The sequence below is a fragment of the Streptococcus sp. HMSC10A01 genome (assembly GCF_001807785.1).
Lineage (GTDB): Bacteria > Bacillota > Bacilli > Lactobacillales > Streptococcaceae > Streptococcus > Streptococcus gordonii.
In genome coordinates this window covers 264,794-282,961 of record NZ_KV790965.1, presented here as the reverse complement: position 1 = coordinate 282,961, position 18,168 = coordinate 264,794, and the positions used below count along the sequence as shown (strand labels likewise).

Annotated in this window: 19 protein-coding genes, 3 tRNA genes and 1 pseudogene; 8 read left to right on the top strand and 15 right to left on the bottom strand. The window is 38.6% G+C overall.

The window, feature by feature from the left end; translation table 11 throughout:
• The first annotated feature begins 96 nt into the window (after positions 1-96).
• Positions 97-444 carry a DUF6568 family protein gene (locus HMPREF3108_RS02985; protein ID WP_061593163.1) on the top strand — a complete coding sequence of 116 codons (348 nt, stop codon included), beginning with the start codon at positions 97-99 and terminating at the stop codon, positions 442-444.
• A gap of 42 nt (positions 445-486) precedes the next feature.
• Here the strand turns inward: HMPREF3108_RS02985 and mutY are convergent, their stop codons facing one another.
• The 5 genes from mutY to HMPREF3108_RS02960 all read right to left on the bottom strand — a co-directional run bounded on the left by mutY (position 487) and on the right by HMPREF3108_RS02960 (position 5,062).
• Positions 487-1,647 (bottom strand): A/G-specific adenine glycosylase, encoded by a 1,161-nt coding sequence (gene mutY / locus HMPREF3108_RS02980; RefSeq protein ID WP_061593164.1) that lies wholly within the window; start codon positions 1,645-1,647, stop codon positions 487-489.
• A 65-nt stretch (positions 1,648-1,712) separates the two neighbouring features.
• A complete protein-coding gene (gene pta, locus HMPREF3108_RS02975) occupies positions 1,713-2,690 on the bottom strand; it encodes a phosphate acetyltransferase (RefSeq protein ID WP_045635309.1) in 978 nt (325 codons plus the stop codon).
• Positions 2,691-2,711: 21 nt separating this feature from the next.
• The gene (locus HMPREF3108_RS02970) at positions 2,712-3,599 is read right to left on the bottom strand and encodes an RluA family pseudouridine synthase (RefSeq protein WP_048780090.1); all 888 of its coding nucleotides are present in this window, start codon (positions 3,597-3,599) and stop codon (positions 2,712-2,714) included.
• Positions 3,589-4,413, bottom strand: a complete 825-nt coding sequence (locus HMPREF3108_RS02965; protein WP_048780091.1) for an NAD kinase — start codon at positions 4,411-4,413, stop codon at positions 3,589-3,591. The genes HMPREF3108_RS02970 and HMPREF3108_RS02965 overlap by 11 nt, the downstream gene beginning before the upstream one ends.
• Positions 4,397-5,062 (bottom strand): GTP pyrophosphokinase, encoded by a 666-nt coding sequence (locus tag HMPREF3108_RS02960; protein ID WP_048780094.1) that lies wholly within the window; start codon positions 5,060-5,062, stop codon positions 4,397-4,399. The genes HMPREF3108_RS02965 and HMPREF3108_RS02960 overlap by 17 nt, the downstream gene beginning before the upstream one ends.
• 98 nt (positions 5,063-5,160) lie before the next feature.
• On the opposite strand from HMPREF3108_RS02960, the gene HMPREF3108_RS02955 reads away from it, so the two are divergent.
• From HMPREF3108_RS02955 to HMPREF3108_RS02930, 6 genes are all read left to right on the top strand, one after another.
• Entirely contained in the window at positions 5,161-5,730 is a 570-nt protein-coding gene (locus HMPREF3108_RS02955) for a CYTH domain-containing protein (protein WP_070493245.1), read from the top strand.
• Positions 5,731-5,801: 71 nt separating this feature from the next.
• A complete protein-coding gene (locus tag HMPREF3108_RS02950) occupies positions 5,802-6,758 on the top strand; it encodes a ribose-phosphate diphosphokinase (RefSeq protein ID WP_096755428.1) in 957 nt (318 codons plus the stop codon).
• Positions 6,759-6,767: 9 nt separating this feature from the next.
• Positions 6,768-7,895 carry a cysteine desulfurase family protein gene (locus HMPREF3108_RS02945; protein ID WP_048780099.1) on the top strand — a complete coding sequence of 376 codons (1,128 nt, stop codon included), beginning with the start codon at positions 6,768-6,770 and terminating at the stop codon, positions 7,893-7,895.
• Positions 7,885-8,232: a DUF1831 domain-containing protein gene (locus tag HMPREF3108_RS02940; RefSeq protein WP_048780101.1), complete on the top strand. Its 348-nt coding sequence runs from the start codon at positions 7,885-7,887 to the stop codon at positions 8,230-8,232. The genes HMPREF3108_RS02945 and HMPREF3108_RS02940 overlap by 11 nt, the downstream gene beginning before the upstream one ends.
• A 34-nt stretch (positions 8,233-8,266) precedes the next feature.
• Positions 8,267-8,500: a DUF4649 family protein gene (locus HMPREF3108_RS02935; protein WP_048780103.1), complete on the top strand. Its 234-nt coding sequence runs from the start codon at positions 8,267-8,269 to the stop codon at positions 8,498-8,500.
• 103 nt (positions 8,501-8,603) lie between these two features.
• On the top strand, positions 8,604-9,251 hold the full coding sequence (locus tag HMPREF3108_RS02930) for a redox-sensing transcriptional repressor Rex (protein ID WP_012000628.1): 648 nt from the start codon (positions 8,604-8,606) through the stop codon (positions 9,249-9,251).
• Positions 9,252-9,270: 19 nt separating this feature from the next.
• Here the strand turns inward: HMPREF3108_RS02930 and radC are convergent, their stop codons facing one another.
• From radC to gyrA, 3 genes are all read right to left on the bottom strand, one after another.
• Complete coding sequence (gene radC, locus HMPREF3108_RS02925; protein ID WP_048780106.1) at positions 9,271-9,951, bottom strand: RadC family protein; 681 nt, start codon at positions 9,949-9,951, stop codon at positions 9,271-9,273.
• 83 nt (positions 9,952-10,034) lie between these two features.
• On the bottom strand, positions 10,035-10,790 hold the full coding sequence (locus HMPREF3108_RS02920; RefSeq protein ID WP_070493242.1) for a class A sortase: 756 nt from the start codon (positions 10,788-10,790) through the stop codon (positions 10,035-10,037).
• Between the two features lie 3 nt (positions 10,791-10,793).
• Positions 10,794-13,247, bottom strand: coding sequence for a DNA gyrase subunit A (gene gyrA / locus HMPREF3108_RS02915; RefSeq protein WP_070493239.1), 2,454 nt, complete (start codon positions 13,245-13,247; stop codon positions 10,794-10,796).
• Between the two features lie 196 nt (positions 13,248-13,443).
• On the opposite strand from gyrA, the gene HMPREF3108_RS02910 reads away from it, so the two are divergent.
• Positions 13,444-14,430 carry an L-lactate dehydrogenase gene (locus tag HMPREF3108_RS02910; protein WP_008809179.1) on the top strand — a complete coding sequence of 329 codons (987 nt, stop codon included), beginning with the start codon at positions 13,444-13,446 and terminating at the stop codon, positions 14,428-14,430.
• A gap of 46 nt (positions 14,431-14,476) precedes the next feature.
• Here the strand turns inward: HMPREF3108_RS02910 and HMPREF3108_RS02905 are convergent.
• From HMPREF3108_RS02905 to HMPREF3108_RS02875, 7 genes and pseudogenes are all read right to left on the bottom strand, one after another.
• A pseudogene (locus HMPREF3108_RS02905) lies at positions 14,477-14,894 on the bottom strand (NUDIX hydrolase).
• Positions 14,895-14,947: 53 nt separating this feature from the next.
• Positions 14,948-15,019, bottom strand: a tRNA-Arg gene (locus HMPREF3108_RS02900).
• 85 nt (positions 15,020-15,104) lie between these two features.
• Entirely contained in the window at positions 15,105-16,310 is a 1,206-nt protein-coding gene (gene rpsA / locus HMPREF3108_RS02895) for a 30S ribosomal protein S1 (RefSeq protein ID WP_008809181.1), read from the bottom strand.
• 162 nt (positions 16,311-16,472) lie between these two features.
• Positions 16,473-16,544: transfer RNA gene (locus HMPREF3108_RS02890), tRNA-Gln, on the bottom strand.
• Between the two features lie 49 nt (positions 16,545-16,593).
• Positions 16,594-16,674 (bottom strand) — tRNA-Tyr (locus HMPREF3108_RS02885).
• A gap of 53 nt (positions 16,675-16,727) precedes the next feature.
• Positions 16,728-16,958, bottom strand: coding sequence for a DUF2969 domain-containing protein (locus HMPREF3108_RS02880; RefSeq protein ID WP_008809182.1), 231 nt, complete (start codon positions 16,956-16,958; stop codon positions 16,728-16,730).
• Between the two features lie 98 nt (positions 16,959-17,056).
• Positions 17,057-18,079 (bottom strand): branched-chain amino acid aminotransferase, encoded by a 1,023-nt coding sequence (locus tag HMPREF3108_RS02875; protein ID WP_048780111.1) that lies wholly within the window; start codon positions 18,077-18,079, stop codon positions 17,057-17,059.
• Positions 18,080-18,168: the final 89 nt, after the last annotated feature.

Sequence of the window (18,168 nt, the reverse complement as noted above, 5' to 3'; positions counted from 1 at the left end):
GAGACCAACCAATCTCATCTTTTTTTCGTATCAAATCTAAGCAATTTTAGAAACTTTATGGCATACTAGTTCTATCAAAAGAAATGAGGATGATTTATGGAACAATTTGCTCAAAATATTAAAGACTTGGAAGTCACAACTGTTGATCGTGCTCGTCAAGCGATTGCTGACAAAGAGACTGCAACTTTCTTTGTAGGTCGTAAAACTTGCCCTTACTGCCGTAAATTTGCTGGAACATTGGCTGGTGTTGTGGCTGAAACTAAAGCACATATCTACTTCATTAACAGTGAAGAAGCTAGCGAATTAGATAAACTGCAAGCCTTCCGCTCTGAATACAGTATTCCGACGGTTCCTGGTTTTGTTCATGTTCAAGACGGCCAAGTAGCAGTTCGTTGTGATTCTTCTATGACTGCAGATGACATTAAAGCTTTTGCAAACTTGTAAAATTGATTCAAAAAATCTGAGACCAAATTAGTCTCAGATTTTTTATTTATTTCTAACATCTTGAAAAGCCTCCCACATCTTCTGCTGGGGCTTGGCAAAAGGGTACTTCTCAAATTCATCTGGATGTAGCCACATGACCTCCCCATCAGCTGTATACTGACTGTCTTTAACTCGACCATAAGCCAGCTGGATATGCCACTTGCGATGGCTGAAGACATGTTGCACCTTTGGAAAAGACTCCTGCTGCCAATTGACAATCAAATCATAATCCTGCTCAAAGCTTTCTTGAGGAGACAGTTCCAGACTGGGCTGATTTTCAGCGACTTCAAACAGGGACATCTGATTTTCAGTTTGAAATTCCTCAACTTCAATCAAGGGAAAATGCCAAAAACCCGATAACAAGCCAGTAGCCTCATTCTTTTCAAGCAAGAATTGGCCCAGTTCATTTTCGATAATCAAGCCCTGCAGATAGACTGGAACAGGCTTCTTTTTAGGTGCTTTGATTGGATATTTATCCATAGTTCCGTGCAAATAAGCTGCACTAAACTCTTTTACTGGACTGTCTTCTGGATGAGGATTAACAGGAGCTTCAATATCTGACCCCAGATCCATCAGTGCCTGATTGAAATCTCCTGGTCTATCAGGATCAATCAGAATCTCCATCATAGCCTGAAAAACCTTACGATTACTAGCCTGGCCAATATCTAAATCAACTTCAAACAAGCGACTCAACACTCGCATGACATTGCCATCTACCGCAGGCTCAGCTAGGCCAAAGGCAATACTAGCAATGGCACCAGCTGTATAAGGTCCAATCCCTTTGAGGCTAGCAATTCCTTCATAGCTATCAGGAAATTTTCCAGCGAAATCCATCATTATCTGCTGGGCCGCTTTTTGCATATTTCTCACACGCGAATAATATCCCAACCCTTCCCAAGCCTTGAGCAGTCTATCCTCTGGCGCTTGTGCTAAATCAGCTACACTGGGGAACCAGTCAATAAAGCGCTCATAATAAGGAATCACCGTATCCACCCGAGTCTGCTGCAGCATAATCTCAGAAACCCAGATATGATAAGGATTATTTGTTCTGCGCCAAGGCAGATCGCGTTTGTTTTCATCATACCAAGTTAATAATTTCTCTCTAAAAGAGGCGATTTTATCTGCCTCCCACATTTCAATCCCGTATTCTCTCAAAACTATCATAAATCTAGTATAGCATAAGGATAAAAAAATTGGAGAGCGTACGCCCCCCAATTATCTCATATCGTTTAATAATGACCAACTGCCTGACTAGCTGTAATCAAGGTCAGCTTATAGACATCATCTGCATTACATCCACGAGAAAGGTCATTAACTGGATGATTAAGCCCCTGTAGGATAGGGCCTACTGCAGAAAAGCCACCTAAACGTTCTGCCAGCTTGTAGCCGATATTACCAGCTTCAATGCTAGGGAAGACAAAGACAGTCGCTTGACCAGCCACAGGACTACCAGGTGCTTTTAGTTCTGCTGTTGCAGGTACAAAAGCCGCATCAAACTGCAATTCACCATCGATAGCCAAATCTGGACGCATTTCCTGAGCCAGCTTAGTTGCCTCTACGACCTTATCAACCTTCTCTCCAAAACCAGAACCTTTGGTAGAATAGCTTAGCATGGCGACTTTCGGATCAATATCAAAAATTTGTGCTGTCAAAGCTGAATTAATAGCAATCTCTGCTAAAACATTGGCATCTGGATCAATATTGATGGCACAGTCACTAAAAATGTAACGCTCATCATCACGAACCATTAGAAAGGCACCAGAAGTGCGCGAAACCCATGGCAAAGTCTTGATGATTTGAAGAGCAGGTCTAACAGTCGCTGCTGTAGAGTGAATAGCGCCTGAAACCATTCCTTGAACCTTACCAAGATAGACTAGCATAACACCGAAATAATTGACATCTTCCTTCAACAATTGACGCGCTTCGTCTGCAGTAATTTTTCCTTTACGACGCTCAACAAAAGCTTCCACCATTTCCTCAAAGCAAGAACAGTTTGTAGGGTCAATGACCTGGTACCCTTCTGTTATTCCTTCTATTTCTAAATAAATACGAATTTTTTCAGGATTACCCAAAAGAACTGGAGTAATGCTAGTTTCTTTTACAAGGCGCTTAGTTGCTTGAAGAATACGAGGTTCTTCGCCTTCAGGCAGGACAATTTTCACTTCTTTATCCTGCAAGGCCTCACGAATATCATCAAAAATTTTCATATCTAGTTCATCTCCTATTAATTAATTTTTAAATATCTGAATTACTTGTTCAAAATCTGTTGGAAGAGGACTGGCACGTCCAATTTCCTCTCCACTGAATGGATTGTAAAATTTCAAAGTATGACAGTGAAGAGCTTGGCGACTGATACCTTCAGTTAAGCTTCCACCATATAAATCGTCTCCCAAAAGTGGAAAGCCGATATGTGAAAAATGAACTCGAATCTGATGCGTCCTTCCTGTATGAAGGTGAATATCCACTAGATAGATGTTGCCCAATTGCTCAATCACCTTGTAACTAGTATGAGCATATTTACCTCCTTTGGCAACTCTTCGTGTAATAATACTATCTTCATCACGCGCAATCGGAGCAATAATTTCCCCTTCTTTTTCTAAAAGACCATCTCCCTTAACCAGGGCTAAATAACGCTTCTCAATAGCTCTTTTTTGTAATTGTTTATCCAATCGTGCATGGGCATAGCCGTGTTTGGCAAATAGCATAAGACCGCTAGTATCCTTGTCCAAACGTGTCACAATATGGACTTGATGATTCTCATAACCAGAATCTATATAATAAGCTTTGACATAATTAGCCATAGTATTAGAATGGTTCACGCTAGGAATGCTTGCGACGCCGGCTGGTTTATCAAGTATTAAAAAATGATCATCCTCAAAAACCACTTCTAGTTTTTTCGAAATCGCTTCTAAACTTTCAAAACCTTCTTCCTTGGGAATATCGATCGTAACTTTATCACCAATGTCTAACAAGTAAATTGCATTTTGCGGTTCGTCATTTACTAAAATACTTCCGCCTCTAAACTTAATTTTAGCAAGAAGCCCCTTTGAAACATCATGTTTTTTGAGAAAAGTTTTGACTTTGACATGCTCATCTGCAATAAACTCAAATCTCATCGTCTACTTCTCCAATAAAGGCATCCTTAACTCGGTTCCAAAAGCTCGTATGACTTGGGCTAGCGACAAAATGTATTTTATGATTATCTATTTGAAATTCAACCTTAGAAATATGCTTGAAAGTATAAGTTCTATTATCCACAGAAATCGTATGCTGATCATTTCGAGTTGGAAATATTTCAATCTTATCTTTTTTGGGAACAATAATAGACGAGCCCAAAGTACGATATACACGATTATTAAGACTAGCCACTTCAGCAATTTGCAAGGCTTCTATTGTCGGATGGAGAACTGCTCCACCTAAGGACTTATTGTAAGCCGTACTGCCTGTCGGAGTAGAAACTGAAATCCCATCCCCTCGGAAGCGTTCAAAGGCCACATGGTTAATCATGACATCAGCGACCATAGTCCGATCTGATCGCTTTATCGTAGCTTCATTCAAAGCTAGTTTAGTTTTTACAGAACCATCCTCAAGAAAAATTCTAACATTTAAAATCGGATAGGAAACCTGAGCACCTGTGTCCAATTTTAGATTATCTATTAACTTGTCAATTTCGAAATCTCGATAATCAGTATAAAACCCTAAGTGTCCAGTATGAACACCGACAAAACGAACTTTATCTAATTGTTTTTCATATTTGTGAAAAACTGACAAGAGCATGCCATCTCCACCTACAGAAATAACTATATCAGGATTTTTATCGGTTAAAATGAAACGATTCTGCCTTAGTTTCTTAATCAATAATTGGCAGACTTCTTTACTTTGAGGTTTATAATTGCTAAAAACTGCAATCTTTTTATCTATATTCTTCATCTGTATCGTCACTATTTCCTACGCCATCATTTAACTTCCGATAAGGCGGATCAAACAGAACTTGAGCCTCTTGAATATCATGGCGAATTTCACCCATTGTTTTATCCAATTCATAGGCAATTCGAGCTGTTATTTCCAACCTTTCCTTAATTTCTTGAGGAAATTCTCCCTTATATTTATAATTCAGAGAATGCTCAATTGTCGCCCAAAAATTCATGGCTAAGGTCCGAATTTGAATTTCAGCCAAGACAACTTTATTACCGTCAATTGTATCAACAGGATATTCAACTATCACATGATAACTGCGGTATCCACTTGGCTTTTTATAAGTGATATAATCTCGTTCTAGAACAATCTTCATATCTTTTCGCTGATGCAAAACTTTTAGAACCTCAGTGATATCATCCTCAAATTGAACCATAATTCGAAGTCCTGCAATATCATTCATATCACGGTCTAAGTTTTCTAAACTTATTCCATGCATAACCATCTTCTCTTGGATACTTTCAATAGATTTGACCCTACCGGTTACAAATTCTATAGGTGAGTGTCGTTGTTGCTTGCGGTATTGCTTTCGAATCCCACGCAGTTTGACTTTTAACTCACCAACAGCTTGGACATAAGGGTCTAAAAATTGTTCCCACTCCATAAACGCGCTCACCTTGTCATTTTTAATTATTTTATATAAAATAAATACGTCTATTATTATAACATAAATCGTTTTCAAACGAAAGAAAAGGATCAACAATGAACCATTTAGAGATTGAATACAAATCCGGATTAAACAAAGAACAATTCGACAGTCTGCTACCACTTTTTAAAGATATTACTCCAGTAAAACAAACAAACTATTATATCGATACTCCCGATTTTTTTATCAGAGACCACAAAATGGCCTTACGTATCCGTCGTTTTGAGGATTCAGCTGAGCTGACTTTGAAGGTATCACAAGGGGTAGGAACAATGGAATACAACCAAGCTTTATCAGCAGATGAAGTTAATTCTATAATTGAGAATATGACTCTACCAGAGGGAGAGATTCTTGAAAACTTGAAGAAAACGAAGATTCAGCTAAATCAATTAACCATCCTAGGCCACTTAACCACCATTCGCAGAGAAATGAAACATGAGTTTGGACTTCTAGCTCTGGATGAAAATTTTTATTTTGATGTTCACGATTATGAAATCGAACTTGAAGTTCAAGATGCTGAAGATGGAAAAGTTAATTTCTTTGACTTTCTACAAGAAAACAATCTCCCGTACACACCCCTAAAAAGCAAGATCGCTAGATTTGCTAAAAACTTGCCAAATAGCTGAAAAATTCTTATATTTTTGATAAAATAGTAATCAGAAAATTAAAGGAGTTATCTTTAGGTATGTTTGGTTCAATCAATGACAAAAAGAACATGAAATTATTCTCGCTCAACTCAAATCATGCTATCGCTGAGAAGATTGCAAAAGCTGCTGGAATACCGCTTGGGAAACTTTCATCACGTCAGTTCTCTGATGGAGAAATCCAAGTCAACATCGAAGAAAGCGTACGTGGCTTTGATGTTTTCATCATTCAATCTACAAGTTTTCCGGTAAACAACCATTTGATGGAACTGCTCATCATGGTAGATGCTTGTAATCGTGCCAGTGCTAACTCAGTAAACGTTGTAATTCCATACTTTGGTTACGCTCGTCAAGACCGTACAGCAGCACCACGGGAACCAATCACAGCAAAACTAGTAGCAAATATGTTAGTAAAAGCAGGTGTGAATCGAGTACTGACTCTTGATCTACACGCTGTTCAAGTGCAGGGATTCTTCGACATTCCTGTTGACAATCTTTACACTGTTCCTCTTTTTGCAAAACACTATTGCGATAAAGGCTTAACAGGTGATGATGTTGTCGTTGTAAGTCCAAAGAACTCAGGTGTTAAGAGAGCTCGCAGTTTAGCAGAACATCTAGATGCTCCTATCGCTATTATTGACTATGCTCAAGACGATGCTCACCGCAATGAAGGATATATTATTGGTGAGGTAGCTGGTAAGAAAGCGATCTTAATTGATGACATCTTGAATACTGGACGTACCTTTACTGAAGCTGCTAAAATTGTCGATCGAGAAGGAGCAACCGAAATCTATGCGGTTTCAAGCCACGGTCTCTTCGTTGATGGTGCCGCTGAAAAATTAGATGCTGTTCCGATCAAAGAAATTTTAGTAACCGATTCTGTAGACACCAAAGAAAAAACTCCAAAAAACATCCAGTACATTACAGCAAGTGAGTTGATTGCTGATGCTATTGTCCGCATCCAAGAGAGAAAACCTGTCAGTCCTCTCTTTGCATATAATAAAAAATAAGGACTGAAAATGATTTATTTTGACAATGCAGCCACGACCCCTCTTTCGTCTGTAGCTATCCAAAAGATGACCGACTTAATGGTACAGGTCTATGGAAATCCATCTAGCACTCATCAACATGGACGAGAGGCTAGCAAGATTCTTAGACAGGCCAGGCAGACTATTGCTCAGGTATTGCGAACTAATGCCAAAAATATTCTGTTCACTTCTGGTGCTACCGAAAGCAATAATACCATACTAAAAGGCTATGCTCTCAAGCATCAAGATCTAGGAAAACACATTATTACGACAGCAATTGAGCATCATTCTGTTTTAGAACCCTTACACCATTTAGCCGAAAAATACGGATTTGAGATTTCTTTTATCCAACCAGTCGACGGAAAGATACGAGTAAAAGATATAAAGAATGCACTTCGTCCTGACACAATTCTTGTTTCTACCATGTTTGCTAATAATGAGACCGGTTATCTACTACCTATTAAGGAAATTGGAGAAGTTTTAAAAGCTCATCCAGCAAAATTTCATGTAGATGCGGTTCAAGCTATGGGGAAGATTCCTATCTATCCAGAAGAATTAGGAATTGATTTTTTAAGTGCTTCAGCTCATAAATTTCACGGGCCGAAGGGAACTGGCTTCTTATATGCTAAAGATTTCCACTTTGAAAATCTACTTCACGGTGGAAGTCAGGAAGATAAAAAAAGAGCAGGTACGGAAAACATCATTTCCATTGCTGGAATGGCTACAGCACTAGAAAATAATATTGAACATATAGCCGAAAACTTCAGTCATATTCAAGAGCTTCGATACGAACTTTTGCAAGGACTTGGTACTATCGACTATTATCTCAATGAACAGGAGCCTCATTTACCTCATGTGGTTAACATGGGATTTCCAGGCCAGGCAAACGATATCCTGCTGATGAAGTTAGATATGGCAGGAATTTCTGTCTCCACAGGATCAGCATGTACTGCTGGAGCGATTGAGCCAAGCCACGTTTTGTCAGCTTTTTATGGTGAGACTTCCCCCAAATTAAAAGAATCCTTCAGAATCAGTTTTTCTGATCAAAATACAATTCAAGAAATACAAATTTTAACAAAAAAATTAAAAGAAATTTTAGGAGAAACACATGGCCTTTGAAAAGTCAGTAGCATTAAAAGATTGTTTATACAGTTATGAAATAAATCCAAATGTTAAAAAATTTACATTAAAAGATAATACCTTTGCCGAAACAAAAGTAGGAAACTTTGAGCTAACTCGCCTTTTAGAGGAAATTCCAAATAGTGGTCAAGGATTTTTATTAAAAATTATTTTCAATAAAGACTTGTCTGGTTTTAAAATTAATATCACAGATAAATCAGGTCTTCGTCTAGTTAATATTTTTAAATCAGAAGATCAAAAGATTCTCCAGCAGAAATTCTACTTTTTGATGGATAGCTTAGTTGAAAGAGAGATTTTTACAAAGACGGAACAATAATCCAACATTTATTCAAGAATTACAGAGAATATCCATGATTGAACTTAAATACTTAGATTCTTATAAGGTCGAACGAATCGTTCGTTATCTTGATTTTGATGAATTCATGTTAGCTTTTTCAGGCTGTGTCACTATCCCAGATGACTTAACGGTCCTCTCATTGACATATAAGGGGATAGAAGTTCCCTATGAAGGAAAAATAGGCAATCTTTATCGAACCATGTTACAGTTTGATTTATCGGCTTACGAAAGTAAAAAAGAAAACTAAGGATTTTAGTTTTCTTTTTTTATTTTTAGTTCCTTAGATTCTTTTAAAATAGTTGATTTTTTCACAAACTTTCTATAAAATAGAAATGAAAGGACGTGATTTTGTGAAAACCGAAAAAAATTCAACTATTCCGCGTGCAACTGCCAAGCGTTTATCCCTCTACTACCGTATTTTTAAACGCTTTAATGCAGAAAAAATAGAAAAAGCCAGTTCCAAACAAATTGCAGAAGCAATTGGTATTGACTCTGCTACTGTTCGAAGAGATTTTTCTTATTTTGGTGAACTTGGACGCAGAGGTTTTGGCTACGATGTTAAGAAATTAATGAATTTTTTTGCCGATTTGCTTAATGATAACTCAATCACCAATGTCATGCTTGTAGGAGTTGGTAATATGGGGCACGCTCTTCTCCACTACCGCTTCCATGAAAGAAATAAGATGAAAATTGTCATGGCTTTTGATGTTGATAGTCACAAAGAAGTTGGAACAAAAACCCCTGATGGTATTCCAATTTATGGCATTTCTCAAATCAAAGAAAAAATCAAGGATGCAGACATCAAGACAGCAATTTTAACTGTTCCAAGTGTAAAAGCCCAGGAAGTAGCCAATATTCTTGTCGATGCTGGAATAAAAGGGATTATGAGTTTTTCACCTGTGCATCTTCATCTACCAAAAGAAATTGTTGTTCAGTATGTCGATTTGACAAGCGAACTACAAACTCTTCTCTACTTTATGAAAAAAGAGCATGATTAAGCACTATAGCTAACCGTCCTTAAATGAGGTCTGTTTCCTCTCGATAACTATAATAGCTATCCCCTCCCACAATTAAATGATCCAATAAAATGAAGCCCATCATTTCGCAGGCTTCTTTTATTTTCTCTGTCACCTGATCATCATCCCTACTTGGCCTAGTCGCGCCTGAAGGATGATTATGGACCAAGATAATTGATGTCGCCATATGCTTAATCGCATAATGAAGAATCTCCCTAGGTTCTGCTAAACTCCGAGTCAGACTTCCAATGAAAATAGTTTGTTGATGAATAATCTGATTTTGTGTGTTCAAATAAAGTGCAACCAAATGCTCCTGTTTTTTATGACTTAATTCCTGTTGCATTTTCTTAGCAAGTTTTTGACTACTCAGTATACGTTCTCCTTCAAAATTCTCCGCTTTTGAAATACGACTACCCAACTCAATCATGGCCTGTAGCTCAATCGCCTTTACTTGCCCTATACCAGATATCCCCTGTAGTTCAGATAGAGTCATGTGACGCAGTTCAGTCAGACTTGATACTGATGCTAAAATTCTACTAGCTATTTGGAATACATTCTCTTTTTTATTTCCTGTACGAATGAGAATAGACAGCAATTCCTGATTGCTTAACTGCTCTGCTCCTAGTCTTACTAATCGTTCCCGTGGTAATAATGATTCCTCTTGAAATGATATACTGTACATAAAAACCTCCTTACAATCTATTTATTCGCAAAAGAAAAAAGGAAAGCATTAAACTTATGCTTCCTTCTTTTTTATTATAAGATTTATAGTTGCATTTGATTGTATGATTTATTGAAGTAGTTCAAAATCTTCTTCGGTGTTTCTTTGTATGGAGTTTCACTTTCTAAAACACCCTTAACAATTGTACGAGAAGTTGCCGCAGCATCTTCACAGGTTACCAAAGTAACCTCTGCTGTACCATCAGCTGCATCATCAACCACATCTACCCTTTCAGGTTCCACGTTTTCAATACTAGTTATTGAATAAGTATAAACTTTATCTTTATCTGTCAGATAAATCTTCATACCAGCTTTTGCTCGATCAAGAGGGGAGAAGAGCATTTCATTGGCTCCCGTAATCCCGAAAACATGGTGGCTAGCTAAAGCATAGTTTCCTTTTCCCATTTGCTGAGTTTCTTTCATAGTACCAGCGCCATAATAAAGACCTGCATTCTCAAGTCCATTAAAAATTGGTAAATTTAGAGACAGTTCAGGAATCGCAATCCCACCGATAACAGGAAGTTGTTGTGCTTTCCATTGGGCATTTAAGACAGCTTCAGTCGATAAAGGCTCAACCTTTTCAAAATTGAAACTACCTTTACTTGCTTTATTCTTTTCAATTTCTTTCTTAGATACTTTAGAAACTTGGTACTTGTTTGTATGCCAAACCATAATCATATTTCTAATTGAAGAATTAAAAATTAGGGCAAGTGCAACTAACAGTAAGATAACTGAAAGAATATTTAATATAATATTACGTTTACTGCGTTTCTTCTTGGCTCTTCGTGATCCTCTGGCCATATTTTACTCCTTCTCGTCTTGCAACTCTTCTTTATCATCTGCTTCTACAGTTGTAAAAGTAACAATCTGAGCATTCTGATCAAGACGCATCACCTTAACACCCATTGTAGAGCGACCAGTTTGTGAAATATTTGCAACACTGGTCCGTATGATTACACCAGTATTAGTTATGATCATCAGATCTTCTTGACCATTGACTGTCATCAAACCAGCTAAAGGACCATTTTTTTCTGTGATATTAGCTGTTTTAATCCCTTTACCACCACGGCCTTTTGTCGGATATTCACTAGCAAGAGTTCGCTTACCATAACCTTTTTCAGTAATAACAAGAACTTCATCATTGTCAGACACAACACCTGCACCAACGACCTGGTCACCGTCTCTTAGGTTAACACCACGTACGCCAGTTGCAATACGGCTCATGTTTCTAACAGCTGTCTCATTGAAGCGAACAGAATAACCAAATTTTGTTCCGATAATAACATCAGCAGCTCCATCAGTTAGGAAAACATTAATCAGCTCGTCTTCATCCTTCAAATTCAAAGCCTTGAGTCCATTCTGACGAATATTAGCAAAATCAGCTACGCTAGTACGCTTGACTACCCCTAGACGAGTCGTAAAGAAGAGATAAGAGTCTTGGCTATGATCCTGTTCCACATTGATAATAGTTTGAATTGTTTCTCCTTCATCCAATTTCAGGAGATTCACAATTGGTAAACCTTTTGCAGTCCGGCCATATTCAGGTATCTCATATCCTTTCAGACGATAAACTCGTCCCTTATTAGTGAAGAAGAGTAGACGATCATGAGTACTAGTCGAAACAAGTTCCTTGACGAAATCATCATCCTTGACGCCTGTCCCTTGAACACCACGACCTCCACGTTTCTGAGCTGTAAACTCATCTTGGTTTAAACGTTTGATATATCCTTTATTTGACAAGGTGATCAAAACATCCGCTTCTTCAATCAGATCTTCATCTTCTAGAGAGAGAACTTCTCCTACCATAAGCTCTGTTCGACGTTCATCAGCAAATTTCCGCTTCACTTCATCCAATTCTTCTCTAATAATTGTAAGAACTCTTTCAGGTTTAGCTAAGATATCTGCCAAATCAGCTATTAGAGCAATCAATTCATCATATTCTGACTGAATTTTATCGCGTTCCAAACCAGTCAAACGACGCAAGCGCATATCGAGAATAGCCTGACTTTGACGTTCAGACAATTCAAACTTAGCCATTAATTCAGCCTGTGCTTCAGCATCCGTCTCGCTGTTGCGAATAATGCGAATAACTTCATCGATGTGGTCAAGAGCAATCAGCAAACCTGCTAAAATATGAGTGCGAGCCTCGGCCTTATCTTTATCAAAGGCTGTTCGACGAGTCACAACTTCTTTTTGGTGCTCGATATAAGCTAAAAGAATCTCACGAAGAGAGAGTATTTTAGGAACACCATTTTGGATAGCTAACATATTGAAGCTGAAATTGGTCTGCATTTGTGTCAATTTAAAGAGATTATTTAGAATGACATGAGCAGACGCATCCCGACGAACCTCAATGACAAAACGGACACCCTCACGATTAGACTCGTCACGGACAGCTGTTATACCATCAATACGTTTTTCTTGTACTAAGCGAACAATGTGCTCATGAACCTTAGTCTTATTAACCATATAAGGAAACTCGGTTACAACAATCCGCTCGCGACCATTTTTCATTTCTTCAATTTCAGTACGAGAACGTAAAACAATCGAGCCTTTCCCCGTTTCATAGGCACGGTGAATACCTGATTTGCCCATAACTAGGGCTCCTGTTGGAAAATCAGGCCCAGGCAAAACTTCCATAATATCACGGGTTGTTGCTTCAGGATTATCCATGACCAGCTTAACCGCATCAATAGACTCTGCTAAATTATGCGGCGGAATATTAGTCGCCATACCAACAGCAATACCAGTTGCACCATTAACCAAAAGATTTGGAAAACGGGCAGGAAGGACTATTGGTTCTCGCTCATTAGCATCATAGTTATCGATAAAGTCAACAGTATTCTTGTTGATATCACGAAGCATCTCAAGAGCAATTTTGCTCATACGTGCTTCTGTATAACGCTGAGCAGCAGCTCCATCTCCGTCCATGGAACCAAAATTTCCATGGCCATCAACAAGCATGTAGCGATAGCTCCACCATTGTGCCATCCGAACCATAGCTTCATAAATCGATGAGTCACCATGCGGATGGTATTTACCCATAACATCACCTGTAATACGGGCTGATTTTTTATGTGGTTTATCAGGAGTAACTCCCAGCTCATTCATTCCATAAAGAATCCGACGATGAACCGGTTTTAATCCATCACGAACATCTGGAAGTGCACGAGAAACGATAACACTCATAGCATAGTCAATGAAACTTGTCTTCATTTCACTCGTTAGATTGACATTTACTAAATTCTTATCTTGCATTAAAAAAATGCCTCTTTTCACTTTATATAACTGTACTATTATATCATATTTTAAACATTTTTTCAGTAAATAGCCTTGATCCTAAAAACGTTTACATCTTTTAAAGATGACCATCTGCCGTGACAAAGCATGTTAAAAGTGATAGAATAGACTTGTTTGGGACAAACCCGTAAAAAAATAAAAGGAGATTTTAGAGATGACTCTTGAAAAACAACATAAAAAAGTAATCCTTATCGGTGATGGTGCCGTAGGTTCTTCATACGCATTTGCTCTTGTTAACCAAGGAATTGCACAAGAACTCGGTATTATTGAAATTCCACAATTATTTGAAAAAGCAGTTGGTGACGCAGAGGACCTTAGTCATGCGCTTGCATTTACTTCACCTAAGAAAATTTATGCAGCAAAATACGAAGACTGCGCGGATGCTGACCTTGTTGTTATCACAGCTGGTGCTCCCCAAAAACCTGGCGAAACTCGTCTTGATCTTGTTGGTAAAAACCTTGCTATCAACAAATCTATCGTTGAGCAAGTTGTTGCTTCTGGTTTCGATGGTATCTTCCTCGTAGCTGCTAACCCAGTTGATGTCTTAACTTACTCTACTTGGAAGTTCTCTGGCTTCCCTAAAGAACGTGTCATTGGTTCTGGTACATCACTTGACTCAGCTCGTTTCCGTCAAGCTTTGGCAGCTAAAATCGGTGTTGATGCTCGTTCAGTCCATGCCTACATCATGGGTGAACATGGTGACTCAGAGTTCGCTGTTTGGTCACACGCTAACGTAGCTGGTGTAAAACTAGAACAATGGTTACAAGCTAACCGTGACTTGAACGAAGCGGATCTTGTAGACCTCTTCATTTCAGTCCGTGACGCCGCTTACTCAATCATCAATAAAAAAGGTGCTACATACTACGGTATCGCAGTTGCCCTTGCTCGTATTACTAAAGCTATCCTTGATGATGAAAATGCCGTTCTACCACTTTCTGTCTTCCAAGAAGGCCAATATGGAGTTGAAAACGTCTTTATCGGTCAACCGGCAATCGTTGGTGCTCACGGTATCGTACGTCCAGTAAATATCCCATTGAACGATGCTGAAACTCAAAAAATGCAAGCTTCTGCTAAAGAGTTACAAGCAATCATTGATGAAGCATGGAAAAATCCAGAATTCCAAGCAGCTTCTAAAAACTAAGAAAAAAACATCTCCTTGTTAAAAGGGGATGTTTTTTTTTTTTGCTTTATACAGATTTGTCAGCAAAAATATCTATCAAATAAGGTACGATGAGCTCGCTCTCTAGGTCTTTCAAAGAAGAAATCCAGACAAAGTCTGTGTGCTCTTCTGGATCTAATATAATATCACGCTCTTCCAAAAATTCTACCCGCATAAACTAAGCGTGTGAAAACAGTATCTTTGCTAGCATCAAACTGACTATCTTCATGGATAATCTTATCAATCCGAAGGTTTTGATTAACCTCCTCCATAGTCTCACGTAGAGCGGCCTCTCTAGGCAGTTCATTCTCTTCTACACTTCCGACTGGAATATCCCAATAAGATGGATAGACATTAGGGAGGCCTCGCTTTATTTTCGAGCGTTTGATAAGCAAATACTTCCCGTCTTTCTCGATCAAGCTATGGGCAATTAATTTTACTGTCATTGCATGTTCCTCCAAGAAAGAAAAAAGACTCCGAAGAGTCCAATTTTAAGTCATCCACCCTGAGAGAATCGAACTCCCATCTCAAGAACCGGAATCTTACGTGATATCCATTACACTAAGGGTGGCAACTCATTTATTATAACTAATTTTCACTAAAAATACAAGTCAAAAAAGAAAAAGAAGTTGAGAAAACTCAACTTCTAAATTATCTTATAATTCGATATCACCAAACAAGTCAGCCATTGAGAATCCAGTTTGAGTTTCTGGAAGTTCAAAGTCACGTTTTTCTTGACGTTTAGGACGACGTGGACGTGATTGGCGTTTTTCTTCTTTTTCTTGTCCTTCTTCTTGCGCAGGGCGTTCTTCAAGAGCTTTAATAGAAAGTGATACACGCTCATTAGCTGGGTTAACTTCAAGAACTTTAACAGTTACTTCTTGGCCAACTGACAAGACATCTTTTGGATTTTCAACACGTTTGTGAGAAATTTGTGAGATGTGAACCAAACCATCAATACCTGGCAATACTTCAACAAAAGCACCAAAGTCTGTCAAGCGTTTAACAGTACCTTCAATTACATCACCAGCAGCAAGTTTTTGTTCAACACCATCCCATGGTCCAGGTGTTGTAGCTTTAAGTGAAAGTGATACACGACCTTCTTCTTCGTTTAAGTCAAGGACTTTCACTTCAATTTCTTCACCAACTGTTACAACAGATTTAGGTGATACGTTACGCTCATGTGATAACTCAGTTAAGTGAACCAAACCATCAACACCACCAAGATCAATGAAAGCACCAAAGCTAGTGATACGAGCAACTTTACCAGTTACAACATCACCAACATTTAATTTACCAAATACTTCGGCACGAGCTGCAGCAGCTTCAGCTTCAACAACTTCACGACGTGAAAGGATGAAGCGGTTTTCTTTTGGATCAACTTCTTTAATCTTAGCATCAAATTCTTGACCTACAAAGCGTTCAGTATTACGTACAAAACGAGTGTCAAGCATTGAAGCTGGAATAAAACCACGAAGTCCTTCAAACTCAACAGAAAGTCCACCCTTAACTGCACGAGTTCCTTTAACAGTAACAACTTCTTCTTCACGACCAACCAATTTGTCCCATGCTTTGCGAGCTTCTAAACGTTTTTTAGATACTAGGTAAGTAACTGTATCTGTATCTTTACCCACTACTTGACGAAGAACGAGCAATTCAAGTGTTTCGCCTGTTTTTACAAGGTCGTTAATGTCAGCATCACGATCATTAGTCAACTCACGAAGAGTTAACACTCCTTCAACACCAGTGCCAGAAATTGCAACATTAGCTTGGTTTGCATCAACTGTCAATACTTCAGCAGTAACAACATCACCTGGCTCGACTTGGCTAACACTGTTTAGCAAATCTTCAAATTCATTCATCTAAAAAATCCTCCAACAATCAAGTTTTCACTTGACATCCATTTTATTTTCCTAAGCGCCCGCAACGACATGTTAATTTATCTTTACCGTTTTTATACCTTTTATAAAGAAATAAAATACCCTAAGATATTTTAACCCCTCATCTGATATATCACCTAAGAACTGGGGTAGCTGGATTCGAACCAACGCATGAGGGAGTCAAAGTCCCTTGCCTTACCGCTTGGCTATACCCCAAAAAGAGCGCTGACAATAGTCACTTTATCATCGTCAAAATGAACGCTAATGGAGAGAGAGGGATTCGAACCCCCGAACCCGAAGGAGCGGATTTACAGTCCGCCGCGTTTAGCCTCTTCGCTATCTCTCCGTATACAATCAACGTCATCTATTATAACACGAAAAAAATGGAAAATCAACACCTTATTTGCCTAAATTATAGGTTTCTATTAAATTTTCTACAGCCTTTTCAAGTTTTTTATAGAAAGCATCCGCATTGCCGTTTTTAATTATAGCATACTGGCCGTCTAATTCTGCAATCTCGCCAATTACTTTTTTACCAATAACGAGTGAATAGCCATCAAATAAATCTGCTCCTACTTTGACCTTACTATCATTAATTTGAATTTCAATCTTCTTATCTTTTTTACTCATTTCTTACCTCTTTCAAAATACTATTTTACACAAAAAGCAAAAACCTGGCAAGTGATTTCCTGCAAATAAGAAGAAAAGAGCCTTTTAGGCTCTTCCTATCAATCAACTTTGTAGATCCAACCTTCTGGCGCTTCAACATCACCAAATTGGATACCTGTTAATTCGTCATAAAGCTTACGGGTGACTGGACCAACTTCCGTCTCGCTATAGAATACATGGAAATCATCACCATGCTGGATACCTCCGATTGGCGAAATAACTGCCGCTGTACCACAAGCTCCGGCTTCAACAAAGCGATCCAAATCATTAATCGGAACATCGCCTTCAATCGGAGTCAAGCCCAAGCGGTGCTCTGCCAAGTAAAGCAAGGAATATTTGGTAATGGACGGTAGAATAGATGGACTCAGCGGTGTTACAAATTCATTATTTGCTGTAATTCCAAAGAAGTTAGCTGATCCGACTTCTTCAATCTTAGTATGAGTTGATGGATCTAGGTAGATGACATCTGAAAAGTTACGAGACTTAGCTATCTTACCTGGTAGGAGACTGGCTGCATAGTTACCACCTACCTTAGCAGCACCTGTACCATGTGGAGCCGCTCGGTCATATTCGTCTTGGATCAAGAAGTTGGTTGGAACCAAACCACCCTTGAAGTAGTTTCCAACTGGCATAGCAAAGATCGTAAAAATATACTCATCTGCTGGTTTTACCCCGATGATATCTCCGATACCAATCAAAAGTGGACGAAGGTAGAGAGTTCCTCCTGTTCCATATGGAGGTACATATTCTTCATTTGCACGGACAACAGCCTTACAAGCTTCCACAAACATTTCTGTTGAAACTTGCGGCATCAAGAGGCGATCGCAAGTTCGTTGTAGGCGCTTAGCATTTTCATCTGGGCGGAAAAGCTGGACACTGCCATCCTTGGTTCGATAGGCCTTAAGTCCTTCAAAAGCCTGCTGACCATAGTGAAGGCTTGGTGAAGACTCAGAAATATGCAGGGTCGCATCTTCTGTCAGCTTGCCTTCCTCCCACTGACCATTGCGGTAATAAGCTAAAAAGCGATAAGGCAATTTCATATATGAGAATCCTAGATTTTCCCAGTCGAGATTTACAGTCATAATCTTACTCCTCTACTTCCAAACTTCATTTTTTAGATACTCCTTATTTTACACCTTTTTAAGAAATTTTCAAGCATTATTTTCAATTT

Bases quoted from the DNA above. Each gene is read 5' to 3' on its own strand.
- gyrA (WP_070493239.1), bottom strand. From the start codon at position 13,247: ATGCAAGATAAGAATTTAGTAAATGTCAATCTAACGAGTGAAATGAAG.
- HMPREF3108_RS02955 (WP_070493245.1), top strand. From the start codon at position 5,161: ATGAACCATTTAGAGATTGAATACAAATCCGGATTAAACAAAGAACAA.
- HMPREF3108_RS02910 (WP_008809179.1), top strand. From the start codon at position 13,444: ATGACTCTTGAAAAACAACATAAAAAAGTAATCCTTATCGGTGATGGT.
- HMPREF3108_RS02940 (WP_048780101.1), top strand. From the start codon at position 7,885: ATGGCCTTTGAAAAGTCAGTAGCATTAAAAGATTGTTTATACAGTTAT.
- HMPREF3108_RS02875 (WP_048780111.1), bottom strand. From the start codon at position 18,079: ATGACTGTAAATCTCGACTGGGAAAATCTAGGATTCTCATATATGAAA.
- HMPREF3108_RS02960 (WP_048780094.1), bottom strand. From the start codon at position 5,062: ATGGAGTGGGAACAATTTTTAGACCCTTATGTCCAAGCTGTTGGTGAG.
- mutY (WP_061593164.1), bottom strand. From the start codon at position 1,647: ATGATAGTTTTGAGAGAATACGGGATTGAAATGTGGGAGGCAGATAAA.
- radC (WP_048780106.1), bottom strand. From the start codon at position 9,951: ATGTACAGTATATCATTTCAAGAGGAATCATTATTACCACGGGAACGA.
- HMPREF3108_RS02945 (WP_048780099.1), top strand. From the start codon at position 6,768: ATGATTTATTTTGACAATGCAGCCACGACCCCTCTTTCGTCTGTAGCT.
- rpsA (WP_008809181.1), bottom strand. From the start codon at position 16,310: ATGAATGAATTTGAAGATTTGCTAAACAGTGTTAGCCAAGTCGAGCCA.
- HMPREF3108_RS02880 (WP_008809182.1), bottom strand. From the start codon at position 16,958: ATGAGTAAAAAAGATAAGAAGATTGAAATTCAAATTAATGATAGTAAG.
- HMPREF3108_RS02965 (WP_048780091.1), bottom strand. From the start codon at position 4,413: ATGAAGAATATAGATAAAAAGATTGCAGTTTTTAGCAATTATAAACCT.
- HMPREF3108_RS02970 (WP_048780090.1), bottom strand. From the start codon at position 3,599: ATGAGATTTGAGTTTATTGCAGATGAGCATGTCAAAGTCAAAACTTTT.
- HMPREF3108_RS02985 (WP_061593163.1), top strand. From the start codon at position 97: ATGGAACAATTTGCTCAAAATATTAAAGACTTGGAAGTCACAACTGTT.
- HMPREF3108_RS02935 (WP_048780103.1), top strand. From the start codon at position 8,267: ATGATTGAACTTAAATACTTAGATTCTTATAAGGTCGAACGAATCGTT.
- HMPREF3108_RS02920 (WP_070493242.1), bottom strand. From the start codon at position 10,790: ATGGCCAGAGGATCACGAAGAGCCAAGAAGAAACGCAGTAAACGTAAT.
- pta (WP_045635309.1), bottom strand. From the start codon at position 2,690: ATGAAAATTTTTGATGATATTCGTGAGGCCTTGCAGGATAAAGAAGTG.